Source organism: Microvirga sesbaniae (assembly GCF_025460805.1).
Taxonomy (GTDB): domain Bacteria; phylum Pseudomonadota; class Alphaproteobacteria; order Rhizobiales; family Beijerinckiaceae; genus Microvirga; species Microvirga sesbaniae.
Window position 1 is genome coordinate 491,082 of record NZ_JAMXFJ010000003.1, and the last position, 11,713, is coordinate 502,794.

The 11,713-nt window shown below is 65.0% G+C and carries 12 protein-coding genes; 9 read left to right on the top strand and 3 right to left on the bottom strand.

What is annotated here, in order from left to right:
* Window positions 1-2: 2 nt before the first annotated feature.
* From ccoO to OCW50_RS07590, 9 genes are all read left to right on the top strand, one after another.
* Window positions 3-737, top strand: a complete 735-nt coding sequence (gene ccoO / locus OCW50_RS07550) for a cytochrome-c oxidase, cbb3-type subunit II (protein ID WP_262272477.1) — start codon at window positions 3-5, stop codon at window positions 735-737.
* An 11-nt stretch (window positions 738-748) separates the two neighbouring features.
* Window positions 749-904 carry a cbb3-type cytochrome c oxidase subunit 3 gene (locus tag OCW50_RS07555; RefSeq protein WP_262272476.1) on the top strand — a complete coding sequence of 52 codons (156 nt, stop codon included), beginning with the start codon at window positions 749-751 and terminating at the stop codon, window positions 902-904.
* A gap of 4 nt (window positions 905-908) precedes the next feature.
* Entirely contained in the window at window positions 909-1,793 is an 885-nt protein-coding gene (gene ccoP / locus OCW50_RS07560) for a cytochrome-c oxidase, cbb3-type subunit III (RefSeq protein WP_262297005.1), read from the top strand.
* A 239-nt stretch (window positions 1,794-2,032) separates the two neighbouring features.
* Entirely contained in the window at window positions 2,033-3,490 is a 1,458-nt protein-coding gene (gene ccoG / locus OCW50_RS07565) for a cytochrome c oxidase accessory protein CcoG (RefSeq protein ID WP_262297006.1), read from the top strand.
* A gap of 11 nt (window positions 3,491-3,501) precedes the next feature.
* Window positions 3,502-4,002, top strand: a complete 501-nt coding sequence (locus OCW50_RS07570; RefSeq protein WP_262297007.1) for a FixH family protein — start codon at window positions 3,502-3,504, stop codon at window positions 4,000-4,002.
* A 12-nt stretch (window positions 4,003-4,014) separates the two neighbouring features.
* Window positions 4,015-6,252, top strand: coding sequence for a heavy metal translocating P-type ATPase (locus OCW50_RS07575; RefSeq protein WP_262297008.1), 2,238 nt, complete (start codon window positions 4,015-4,017; stop codon window positions 6,250-6,252).
* 3 nt (window positions 6,253-6,255) lie between these two features.
* A complete protein-coding gene (gene ccoS / locus OCW50_RS07580; RefSeq protein WP_262272471.1) occupies window positions 6,256-6,405 on the top strand; it encodes a cbb3-type cytochrome oxidase assembly protein CcoS in 150 nt (49 codons plus the stop codon).
* Window positions 6,402-7,517, top strand: coding sequence for a hypothetical protein (locus OCW50_RS07585; protein ID WP_262297009.1), 1,116 nt, complete (start codon window positions 6,402-6,404; stop codon window positions 7,515-7,517). Before ccoS ends, OCW50_RS07585 begins: the two co-directional genes overlap by 4 nt.
* Before the next feature lie 145 nt (window positions 7,518-7,662).
* A complete protein-coding gene (locus OCW50_RS07590; RefSeq protein ID WP_262297010.1) occupies window positions 7,663-8,349 on the top strand; it encodes a helix-turn-helix domain-containing protein in 687 nt (228 codons plus the stop codon).
* Between the two features lie 338 nt (window positions 8,350-8,687).
* Here the strand turns inward: OCW50_RS07590 and OCW50_RS07595 are convergent, their stop codons facing one another.
* The 3 genes from OCW50_RS07595 to OCW50_RS07605 all read right to left on the bottom strand — a co-directional run bounded on the left by OCW50_RS07595 (window position 8,688) and on the right by OCW50_RS07605 (window position 11,307).
* Window positions 8,688-9,056, bottom strand: a complete 369-nt coding sequence (locus tag OCW50_RS07595) for a response regulator (protein ID WP_262272468.1) — start codon at window positions 9,054-9,056, stop codon at window positions 8,688-8,690.
* A gap of 111 nt (window positions 9,057-9,167) precedes the next feature.
* Complete coding sequence (gene fixJ, locus OCW50_RS07600) at window positions 9,168-9,779, bottom strand: response regulator FixJ (protein WP_262297011.1); 612 nt, start codon at window positions 9,777-9,779, stop codon at window positions 9,168-9,170.
* Window positions 9,769-11,307: a PAS domain-containing sensor histidine kinase gene (locus OCW50_RS07605; protein ID WP_373371325.1), complete on the bottom strand. Its 1,539-nt coding sequence runs from the start codon at window positions 11,305-11,307 to the stop codon at window positions 9,769-9,771. Before OCW50_RS07605 ends, fixJ begins: the two co-directional genes overlap by 11 nt.
* Window positions 11,308-11,713 lie beyond the last annotated feature (406 nt).

The window sequence follows — 11,713 nt, forward strand, 5'->3', positions numbered from 1 at the left end:
TCATGTCATTCTGGTCCCGCCACAAGATTTTCGAGACAAACTCGATCATCCTCATCATCGGCGTGCTGATCGTGATCTCCATCGGCGGCCTCGTGGAGATCGTGCCGCTCTTCTACCTGAAGAGCACCATCGAGAAGGTGGAGGGCGTCAGGCCCTACACCCCTCTCGAACTCGCCGGCCGCAACATCTACGTGCGTGAAGGCTGCTACAACTGCCACAGCCAGATGATCCGCCCGCTGCGCGACGAGGTCGAGCGCTACGGCCACTACTCGCTCGCCGCCGAGAGCATGTACGACCGGCCGTTCCAATGGGGATCCAAGCGCACCGGGCCGGATCTCGCCCGCCTCGGGAACAAGTACTCCGACGACTGGCACAAGGATCACCTCAAGGATCCGCGTGCGGTCGTTCCCGGCTCGATCATGCCCGGCTATCCCTGGCTCGAAACGACGGAACTCGACGCGTCGGCCATCGCGGAGGAGTTGAAGGTGCAGGCGACGCTCGGCGTCCCCTACACGGACGAGATGCTGAAGCATGCCGAGAGCGACGTCCGGATCCAGGCCAATGCCGACGACCCGAATGCCATCGACCTCGCCAAGCGCTACCCGAAAGCGCAGTCCAGGGCCTTCGACGGCAATCCGCAGAAGGTCACCGAAGCCGACGCCCTGATCGCGTATCTGCAGATGCTGGGCACGCAAGTCGACTTCAAGCTCTACGACAACAAGGCCAACGTGCGCTGAGGATCAAGACCATGCCGGCCGCATACAAGTTCTTTGCTGAATTCGCCCAGACCTGGGGGCTCGTCTACTTCGTCGCCGTCTTTCTGACGGTGCTGATCTATGCCCTCGCTCCCTCACGGAAGGACCGCTTCGACGCGGCCTCCCGCATGCCTCTCCAGGAGGATTGATCCCATGGCTCACGACAAGCACGAACAGGTCGACGCCATATCCGGCGTGACGACCACCGGGCATAGCTGGGACGACATTCAGGAGCTCAACAATCCGTTGCCGCGCTGGTGGCTGTGGACCTTCTACGCCTCCATCGCCTGGGCGATCGCTTATTGCATCGCCTACCCGGCTTGGCCACTGGTCTCCTCCTATACCAAGGGCGCCCTCGGCTGGCAGTCGCGGGATGCGGTGGTGGCGGAGCTCGACGCTCTCAAAGAGCAGCGTTCCGGCATGACGGCGAAGCTCGCCGCAAGCTCTCTGGACGAGATCCGACAGAACCCTGAACTGTTCGCCTTCGCCCGCGCGCAGGGCAAGGCCGCCTTCGGGGACAACTGCGCCCCCTGCCATGGTGCCGGCGGCGCCGGCGCCAAGGGATACCCGAACCTGAACGACGACGACTGGCTCTGGGGTGGCTCGCTCGCCCAGATCGAGCAGACGATCCGCCATGGCGCCCGCTCCACGAGCGATCAGGGCCATTCCGGCTCCATGCCGGCCTTCGGGCGCGACGGGATGCTCAAGCGGGAGGAGATTTCGCAGGCGGCGGACTATGTCCGCTCCCTGTCGGGCCTGCCGACCGGCAACGGCGCCGATCTGGTTGCCGGCGCCAAGGTCTTCGCCGACAACTGCGCGGCCTGCCATGGCGAGAAGGGCCTGGGCAATCAGGACCTCGGCGCCCCCAACCTGTCCGACAAGATCTGGCTGTTCGGCGCCGACAAGGCCACCATCGTCGAGGGCCTGACGAATGGACGCGGCGGCGTCATGCCGACCTGGCATGGGCGTCTCGACGACACGACCATCAAGGTACTGACCCTCTACGTGCATTCCCTGGGCGGCGATCAGGCTCGCTAGCGCATCGTTCAAGGATGTGAGCATGTTCCGGTGAAGTGGATCCGGTTCACCGTCAAAAATCCAGCCAGGCAGACAAGAGAGATGGCACCACGTGAGGGGAAGCAGCTCTCAGCTGTTGGAAACGCGAGAAACGAGCGACCGGAGCCTGCTCCGGTCGCTGCTTGATTTGAATCAAGGCGGCTCCGTCGTCCTCATCGTATCCCATCGTCATTCAGATCGAGACGATTGCGACGGATTCGATGGCTGACGCCCCTCTTCCCCACCCTCTCGGAGCCTCGGCCGACGATGCGCCGCTCTATGCGCCCCGAAAGCAGATCTACCCGCAGGCCGTGAAGGGCCGCTACCGCACGATCAAGTGGGTCGTGCTCGCGATCACGCTCGGGATCTATTACTTCCTGCCGTTCATCCGGTGGGAGCGCGGCCCCAACGCGCCCGATCAGGCCATTCTGGTCGACCTGGCCAACAGCCGGTTCTACTTTTTCTTCATCGAGATCTGGCCGCAGGAGGTCTACTACATCACCGGCCTTCTCGTGCTGGCGGCCCTGACCCTCTTCCTGATGAATGCGGTCGCGGGCCGGATCTGGTGCGGCTATCTCTGCCCTCAGACCGTCTGGACCGACCTGTTCTACGCGGTGGAGCGCTTCATCGAAGGGGACCGGCGGGAGCGGATGCGCCGGGACAAGGAGAGGCTCACTCTTCCCGTTCTTGGCAGAAAAGTCCTCAAGCACGGCATCTGGCTCATGATCGCCTGGTGGACCGGCGGCGCCTGGGTGCTTTACTTCGCCGATGCGCCGACCCTGGTGTCTGAGCTCGCGACCTTCCGGGCATCGTTCGTCGCCTACCTGTGGATCGGCATCCTGACCTTCACGACCTATACCCTGGCCGGGTTCATGCGCGAGCAGGTCTGCACCTATATGTGTCCCTGGCCGCGCATTCAGGCGGCGCTCACGGATGAATATGCGCTCAACGTCACCTACCGCTACGATCGCGGCGAGCCGCGCGGCTCCGTGAAGAAGAACGACGTCCTCAAGCTGCAGGGGCTGCCCGCGGGCGACTGCATCGACTGCAACCAATGCGTGGCCGTTTGCCCGACGGGGGTCGACATTCGCAAGGGCCTGCAGCTCGACTGCATCCAGTGCGGCCTGTGCATGGACGCCTGCGACACCGTGATGACCAAGATCGGGCGTCCGCAGGGCCTCATCGCCTACGACACGGACATGAACGTCCAGGCTCGGATCGAGGGTCGTCCGGAAGTACGCCGCATCGTGCGCCCCCGCACCCTCTTCTATGCGGGGCTGATGGCGGTCGTCGGCCTGGTGATGATCGGGTCGCTCGCCATGCGCCAGAGCCTCTACCTGAGCGTGATGCACGATCGCAACCCGCTCTACGTGCGCCTTTCGGACGGGTCGATCCGCAACGGGTTCACGATCCGGATCGCCAACAAGAACCTCGATGAGCGGCGCTACTCCCTCAGCCTCGACGGTCTGCCTGAGGCGAGGATCGACGTGGTGGGCGGAGATCTCGATCAGCAGGGCCGCCCCATCGTGACCGTCGGTCCGGACCAGACCCGCGAGACCCGCGTCCTGGTGACGGATACGGCTTCCCGCGCCGAGGACTCGATGCCGCTCCGGTTCGTGCTGACGGATCTCGCCACCGGCGACACGGCCAGCACGAGCGATCACTTCAAGGCTCCCTGAGGAGAATTCCCATGTCCACCACAGCCATCAAGCCGGGACGGGGGTCGCGACCGATCACCGGACGGACGGTTCTGCTCTATTTCGTGACGTTCTTCGGCGTCATCTTCGCCATGAACTTCTACATGGTCCGGGTCGCCATCTCCAGCTTCAGCGGGGTCGAGACGGAGAGCGCCTATAAGGCCGGCCTGTCGTTCAAGAACGACCTCGCGGCCGCTCGGGCCCAGGATTCGCGCCATTGGTCCGTCGAGGCGTCCCTCGAGCGCGTTGGTCCGGCCGGCGTGCTCGTTACGGCGAGGGATGCCCGAGGACAGGCGCTGGCGGGGCTCTCCCCCGAGATCCGGTTGGCCCATCCGACCGACAAGCGCCGGGACGTCCCGCTCGAGGTCGTCGAAGTGACCCCGGGTCGGTTCAGGAGCATCACCCCCATGCCGGAGGGCCGGTGGGACCTCGTCATCGAATTGAAGCGCGAGACCGAGACCCTGTTTCGCTCGAAGACCCGCATCTCGCTCTAGGAGCCTTCCCTGATGACCGAAGCGCTCGACCTGTCCATCTACGTGAAACACCAGGGCGATGGCACATCCCATCTCGACCTTGCCATCGAGGGGATCGACTGCGCCGCGTGCATCGACGAGATCGAAGGCGGCGTGTGCCGGCTTCCCGGCATCGTCGATGCACGGCTCAACTACACCAACCACCGGCTCGCCGTCGAATGGCGCGAGGGGGCGTTGTCCCCGACCCAGGTCGTCGACGAATTGGAGCGTCTCGGCTACCGGGCCCATCCCTTCCGGTCCGGGCTCATGGAGGAGGAAGAGGAACGCCGAGCCAAATGGCTCCTGAAATGCCTCGCCGTGGCCGGCTTCGCCTCCATGAACATCATGCTGCTGGCGGTATCGGTCTGGTCCGGAAACGTCACGGACATCACACCCGAAACCCGTGATTTCTTCCATTGGCTGGCGGCTCTCATCGCCCTCCCGGCGGTGGCCTATGCGGGCCAGCCCTTCTTTCAGAGCGCAATGAATGCCCTGCGCAACCGCCGCACCAACATGGACGTTCCGATCGTCATCGGTATCCTTCTGGCGCTCACCGTCTCCGTCGTCGAGACGATCAATTCCGCCGAGCATACCTATTTCGACTCGGTGGTCATGCTCCTCTTCTTCCTGCTCTGTGGTCGCTACCTTGATCAGGCCATGCGCCGCAGGACCCGCGCAGTGGCAGGCAACCTGGCATCGTTTCGCGCCGAAGTGGCTCACAGGATCGAAGAGAGCGGCGAAGTCGTTCTCGTGCCGACCGCTGCCTTGAAGACCGGCGACCGGGTCCTTGTGCGTCCCGGCGAGCGCATCGCGGTCGACGGGGTCGTCGTCGCCGGTCGGTCGGAGATCGACGAGAGCCTCGTCACCGGCGAGACCGCCCATCGCCCCGTCCAGGCCGACAGTCAGGTTTACGCGGGCAGCCTCAACGCCAATGGCACCCTGACGGTGACGGTCACCGCCGCCGGCAAGGGCACGCTCCTCGACGAGGTCGAGCGCCTTCTGGAGAACGCCGCGGCGGCCAAGTCCCGCTATGTGAGGCTGGCCGATCGCGTCGCGAAGGTCTACGCCCCGGTCGTTCATGCGGCTGCCGCCCTCACGGCCTTGACCTGGATCGCCACCGGGGCGTCCGTCCACGACGCCCTGATCACCGCGGTCGCGGTGCTCATCATCACCTGTCCCTGTGCTCTGGCGCTCGCCGTCCCGGTGGTCCAGGTGGTCGCCTCGGGAGCCCTCTTCCGTGCCGGAATCTTCCTCAACACGGGAGACGTGTTCGAGCGTCTGGCGACGGTCGACACCATCGTGTTCGACAAGACCGGAACCCTGACGATGCCGGGCATGCGTATCGTCAATGCAGGCGATATCGATCCCGCTTTGCTGGGAGCGGCCGGCCGTCTTGCCCTGTCGAGCCATCACCCGCTGGCCACCGCCATCGCTTCCATCGCTCAGGGAAGCCCCTACGACGGCGTGGTCGAAGAGCCCGGCCAGGGCGTTCGAGCCATGGTGGACGGACAGGAGATGCGGCTGGGCCGGCCGGCCTTCTGCGGGATAGACGATTGTGCCGCCCAGGTGGCCGCAAGCGATCCGGCGGCGTCCGCGATTGCATTCTCCTGGGGCGGCAGGAGAGCGGTCCTGCTCGTGCGGCAGGCGCTGCGCCCGGATGCCGTCGCGGTCGTCCGGAGCCTGCGCGACGACGGCTTCGACTGCCGCATCCTGTCGGGCGATCGACCGGAGGCGGTCGCGCCGGTCGCGGCGGCCCTCGGGATCGACTGGTGGCGCGGCGGCTGCAAGCCGACCGACAAGATCGATGCGCTCGAGGCTTTCAAGGCCGAAGGCCGTAAGGTGCTGATGGTCGGCGACGGCCTCAACGATGCGCCGGCTCTGGCCGCCTCGCACGTGTCGCTGTCGCCGATCGGCGCCGCCGATCTGACCCAGGCGCAGGCCGATGCCGTTTTCCTGGGCGAGATGTTGCGGCCCGTGCAGGACACCGTTGAAATTGCCCGGAGGGCGCACCGCCTGATGCGCCAGAATCTGTGCATCGCCCTCGTGTACAACCTGATTGCGGTTCCGCTCGCCTTTCTCGGCTATGTCACGCCGCTGGTTGCGGCTCTTGCGATGTCGGGCTCCTCGACCCTCGTGACCCTCAACGCCCTTCGGGCCCACGGGCGCGGGCCGGCCGTGCCGCAGGGTGAGCCGATCCCGTCGCCGCTCCGTCCGGCAGCCCAAGGAGCCTGAGCCATGGACGTTCTGATCTATCTCGTGCCGATGGCGCTGCTGCTCGGCCTGTGCGGCCTTGCCGCCTTCATGTGGTCGCTCAAGAGCGGTCAATACGACGACGTGCAGGGAGCCGCCGTGCGGGTCCTGTCCGACGACGATGTCCGGACATGACCGCTTCGGCCGCCATGCCCCGGGCGGGACAGCTCGAATGTGTCTGTGAACCGGGCGCGCTGGGCGGCCCAACAGCGGGCCGCTCCGGCACGGCGCCCCTGGCCGCGGGCTTCGCGTTCTCGGTTCTCGCCCAGATCCTGACACTCAGCATCCTGCCCCTGGCCGGGCTGTCCCTCGCCCCCGGCCACGGCCTGGTCACCCTCCCCTACACGGCCTTCTATATCGGGGCGGCTCTTGCGAGCCTGCCCGCGTCGCTCCTGCTCGACTCGTTCGGCCGGCGGGCCGCTTTCTCCCTCGGCGCCAGTCTCGGCGCCGCCGGCGGACTCGTTCTCGTCTGGGCTCTCGCGTCCATGAATTTCGGAGCTCTGGTGCTCGGCGCGTTCTGGCTCGGAATTGCCAGCGGCTTCAGCCTGTTCTATCGCCATGCCGCGATTCCGGTCGGTGGCAAGGGAGCCGGCACGGTTCTGATCGTGTTCGGCGCAGCCACCCTGGCGGGCCTCATCGCTCCGACCCTCGCCGGCGTCGCGGAGGGTCTGGCGTCTCCGCGGGTTTTTGCCGGCACCGCCGCTGCAGCCGCTCTGGCTCACGTAGCGTCTCTCCTGGCGACCGCCTCTCTGCCCTACCAAAGCCGTCGCGAGCGGGCAACCACAGCCGCCGGCGCGCCGGTATGGCGCTCCTTCCTTCCGCCGACCGTGACCGGCGCGGTCGGATGGTTCACGATGACAGCCCTGATGGGTGCGACGCCGATCGCGGTCGTCGGCTGCGCGCCGTCGGAAGCGGCTGTAGGGGCCGTGGCCTGGCATGTGATGGCCATGTACGCCCCGTCATTGCTCATGGCGTTCCTTCCCCGTCTGGCCCGCCCTGTTCATCTCTCCGTGATAGGAGGCCTGCTGCTGGCGGCCGGCGCGGCCGCATTCATGCTGTCCACGAATGCGGGCGGGTTTTCGTTGGGAGCCGCCTGCGTCGGGGGCGGATGGTCGCTGGTCGTCCTTGGCACCACGCTTTCGCTCCACAGGAGCGGCCCCGTCCCGCGATGGCTCCTCGGCCTGCACGACGGCATATCGCTCATAGGTGCAATCCTCGGCACTCTCGCGGCGAGCCTCGCGGCATAACACCTGCCGCGCGCCCCGGGCCGTCTCGGTGCGACCGGAGAGACGACCTAAGGAAAACCCCTTAGGTATCAGACCTGAATTTTTGACCCACCTCAGCGGCGGTACCCATGGAGCATCATCACGTTCACGAGTTCGCGAGGGTCCGATGCAGACAGCGCTCCTCACCAAGGCCTCCCCTTCGGCCCTTCCCTTGTTCAGCCTTGAGGTTCCGCCCCTGTGCAAGCCGGCGGAGCCAGCGGCTCCCGGCGTCGGCTCGGTCCAGTCCTACGCCAAGGATGAGGAGATCTTCGCCGAAGGGAACCGGGCCGCTTTCGTCTACAAGGTCCTGTCGGGCGTGGTGCGCACGTCCAAGCTCCTCAGCGACGGGCGGCGGCAGATCGATGCCTTTCATCTGGCCGGAGATATTTTCGGCCTCGAGGCTGGCGAGGAGTACCGGTTCAGCGCGGAATCCGTCGGCGACTGCATCGTCGTCGCCTACCGTCGCAGCCACCTTGCCGCCATGACCCGAAGCGATGCGCAACTCTCCCGCGACCTGACCATGGGGATGATGCGCTCTCTGGTCCGGGCACAGAACCATATGCTCCTGCTCGGCCGCAAGTCAGCCCTGGAGAAAATCGCGTCCTTCCTCCTCGACATGGCCGAGCGCACCGCCGATGACGACGCTCTGGATCTTCCCATGTCACGCACGGATATCGCCGACCACCTCGGGTTGACCATCGAAACCGTTTCGCGGTCCTTCACGCAGCTCGAGCGTCAGGGCATGATCGCGCTCCCCTCGGCCCGCCACGTGGTGCTGAGCGACAGGGCGGCGCTCGAGCGTCTGAACGCGTAAGGAAGGATCTCGGCAGGCCCGGCACCGTCTCCGACCTGTCCGGGCTCTTTCAGCCTTGCCGTCCCGAGCACGCAAGGCCGAACGGCTTCCAAAGGACGTCGGTCCAGGCCGGACGGAATGGGATATCCCTCGGCTTCGGGCGACGGGGCAGGCCCGGTCCTAAAGCATCGGACGTGAAAAGTGGACTTGCACTTTTGGGATCCATCCGATGCTTTCTTCTTGGATGAGAGCATCGGTCAGAACGGACCCAGCGGGCCGCGCCAGCGACCCGAAGGGCCACGCTAGTGAAAACCGGATCCACTTTTCGCTGACGCGGCCCTCTGGGTCCGTCCGATGCTCTAAGAGAGCGCCGCGTGAATGCTGTCGAGCAACTCGCTGTCGTGGAGCGGCTTCTCCAGAACGACCCGGAACCCCGATCGGGCTGCGCGACGATTGAGATCGTCGCTGATCTGGGATGCGATGAGGATCGCCCGGCAATCGATTTGACGTTGCCGCAAGTGTCCCACGAGCTCGATCCCGGTCATTCCCGGCATGTTGTAATCGATCACGTAGCAGCCGCCCGCCGGTAGATCAGACGCGGCCAGAAGCTCCGCGCCGCCCTTGAACAGCCGCACGGTCAGACCCTCAAGCTCCAGAGCGAACTTCAATGAGTTTCTGACCGCGTCGTCGTCGTCCACGACGAAGACCGGCCCCGTGGGGTAAGACATCAAGCGCCCGCGCAATCATCGGTTCCGGCCAAAGGGCAATGACATTTGGCCAACATGGCGGATTATGCACGAAAGGAGCCGCCCCCCTACTCAGGAATATTCCTTAAGGGGTTAGTGGGTCTCGATCAGAAGGGCCAGACGGACCAGTTCCGACAGGCTCTTGGCCTGCATTTTGGCCATGACGTTGGCCCGGTAGATCTCCACCGTCCGCGGGCTGATCCCGAGATCGTAGGCGATCACCTTGTTGGCCTTCCCGGCGACCAGACCGTCGAGAACCTGCCGCTCGCGTTCGGACAAGGCATCGAAACGCCGCTCGACTTCGGCCACCTGAGTTCCATGGTGGCTGCTTTTTTCCTGACGGGCCAGGGCCGAACGGACGGCTGCCAGGAACACCTCGTCCCCGAAAGGCTTCTCCAGGAAATCGACCGCTCCCTCCTTCATGGCTTCGACGGCCATCGGCACATCCGCGTGGCCGGTCATCACGATGACCGGCAGGAGAACGCCGCGGGACTTGAGCCGGCGGATCAGTTCGATTCCGTCGATCCCCGGCATGCGGACATCCGTCACGATGCATCCCGTCTCGACGGCCGGCGCATCGTCGAGGAAGGCTAAGGCCGATTCATGCAGGCGGACCGGGAGGCCCTCCGAGGCGAGCAGAAACGCCAGGGACTTCCGGACGGCCACGTCATCATCGACCACATGCACCGCAACATCACTCTGCATGCGACATCTCCTCCCTGCCGACCAATCTCAACGTGAATCTGAACGCGGTTCCCGCCCCGGGGGTCGATTCGGCCCAGATCTTTCCGCCATGGGCTTCCACGATCGTCCGACAGATCGACAGCCCCACGCCCATTCCGTGCTTCTTGGTCGTGACGAAGGGCTGGAAGAGCTGAGCTGCGACCTCGGGCGCAAGTCCCGGCCCCGTATCCTCCACGCTCAGTTCCACATGCCCGGCATCGACCGTGTGGGTGGCGACCCGGAGCTCCCGCCGCTGCGTCTCCTGCATGGCTTCGATGGCATTTCGGATCAGGTTCAGCAGAACCTGCTGGATCTGGATCCGGTCGGCAAGCACGTAGGGAGCATCCGGATCGAAATCGTAGACGACCCTAACCCCCTGCTCCTTTGCTCCCACAAGAGAGAGAGCGCTCGCCTCCTCGATGAGCTTTGGCAGGTTTTCGAGATGGCGTTCGCTCTCGCCCCGGGCCACGAATTCGCGCAGATGGCGGATCACCTGCCCGGCCCTCAAGGCCTGCTCGCCCGCCTCGTTGACCGCATCACGCAGCATGGGAACGGCATCTCCCTCCATCCGCTCCAGGATTCTCCTGCAGCCCTTGAGGTAGTTGGTGATGGCGGTGAGCGGCTGGTTGATTTCATGCGCCAGCGTCGAGGCCATCTCGCCGAGAGCCGTGAAGCGCGACATGTGAACCAGTTCGGATTGAAGTTCCTGCAGGCGGGTCTCCGTCCTTTGTCGCTCCGTCAGATCGCGGATGAAACCCGTGAAATAGCGGATCCCTCCCGAATGCATCTCGCCGACCGCCAGTTCCATGGGAAAGGTCGAACCATCCTTGCGCTGCCCGACGACGACGCGTCCAACTCCAATGATCCTCCTTTCGCCCGTGGTGCGATAACGCAGCATGTAGCCGTCATGCTGCTCGCGGTACGGCGGCGGCATGAGGATCTTGACGTTCTCTCCGATCACCTCGGTGGGCTCGTAGCCGAAGAGACGCACCGCTGTGGCGCTGAACGACTGAATACGGGCTTGCTCATCGATGACCACCATGGCGTCCGGAACGGTCTCCAGGATCGACCGCAGATGCGCTTCCCGCGTTCTCAGTGCCTCCTCGGCGACAACCGACGCAGTGATGTCCCGGGTGATCATCGCAATGCCGCACCCTTCGCCCTCGGCGAGCGGCGTCAGGGTGGCCAGGGCCATGAAGACGGATCCGTCCTTGCGTGGCCGGAGGGCTTGGCTCCTGTGACGCCCGGTTGATCGAGCAGCATCGATGTCATGACGAAGCGCCTCGGAACCATCCGCTGCACTGTACAGGACGGATGCCGAGCGCCCGATCACCTCGTCGCGGCTCCATCCGTAGATGTGCTCCGCTCCGCGGCTCCAGCTCGCGACCGTTCCGTCGGGATCGAGCACGACGAAGGCCGTATCGGTGACGGCCTCGATCAGAAGCTCGGCGGTTGTCTTGGGGTCGGGTTGTTGATCTGACAATATGACGTCTCTCCAGGGCGGCAGCATAACAATTTCACGTCCTGTTCTGCCAGCGGCCAATCACCACCGGGCGCCCCGCTATGCACTGCCTTTGACGCCCGTTAGCCCCTTGCGGGCCGACCGGTCATAACTATATTACCGTGAGGCACCCCTCCTGTTGACGCTTGAGACGATCCTATGAAGATGTCTCTTGCAAAGTGTCCGGGAGGGTTTATATGAGCGCCTCCCTGGTGATTTGCGTGAGCGGTCGGCGGGGTCATTTCCCGAACAGGGTTGGTGCGTGCGGGCTGCGGCAGGGATGCCGGGCTCTGGCGCGCTGCGTTCGGGACGGGCTGGTGATCTGGTCTGGGCTATGAGCGGCACGGGTTCGAAGGGTCTTCGGGCGGGTGTGCGGCTCCTCTGGCGGTTTTTTCCGGCATGGGCCGGGGGGTTT

Coding starts and splice junctions, on each gene's coding strand:
- ccoO (WP_262272477.1), top strand. CDS start 3: ATGTCATTCTGGTCCCGCCACAAGATTTTCGAGACAAACTCGATCATC.
- OCW50_RS07555 (WP_262272476.1), top strand. CDS start 749: ATGCCGGCCGCATACAAGTTCTTTGCTGAATTCGCCCAGACCTGGGGG.
- ccoP (WP_262297005.1), top strand. CDS start 909: ATGGCTCACGACAAGCACGAACAGGTCGACGCCATATCCGGCGTGACG.
- ccoG (WP_262297006.1), top strand. CDS start 2,033: ATGGCTGACGCCCCTCTTCCCCACCCTCTCGGAGCCTCGGCCGACGAT.
- OCW50_RS07570 (WP_262297007.1), top strand. CDS start 3,502: ATGTCCACCACAGCCATCAAGCCGGGACGGGGGTCGCGACCGATCACC.
- OCW50_RS07575 (WP_262297008.1), top strand. CDS start 4,015: ATGACCGAAGCGCTCGACCTGTCCATCTACGTGAAACACCAGGGCGAT.
- ccoS (WP_262272471.1), top strand. CDS start 6,256: ATGGACGTTCTGATCTATCTCGTGCCGATGGCGCTGCTGCTCGGCCTG.
- OCW50_RS07585 (WP_262297009.1), top strand. CDS start 6,402: ATGACCGCTTCGGCCGCCATGCCCCGGGCGGGACAGCTCGAATGTGTC.
- OCW50_RS07590 (WP_262297010.1), top strand. CDS start 7,663: ATGCAGACAGCGCTCCTCACCAAGGCCTCCCCTTCGGCCCTTCCCTTG.
- OCW50_RS07595 (WP_262272468.1), bottom strand. CDS start 9,056: ATGTCTTACCCCACGGGGCCGGTCTTCGTCGTGGACGACGACGACGCG.
- fixJ (WP_262297011.1), bottom strand. CDS start 9,779: ATGCAGAGTGATGTTGCGGTGCATGTGGTCGATGATGACGTGGCCGTC.
- OCW50_RS07605 (WP_373371325.1), bottom strand. CDS start 11,307: ATGCTGCCGCCCTGGAGAGACGTCATATTGTCAGATCAACAACCCGAC.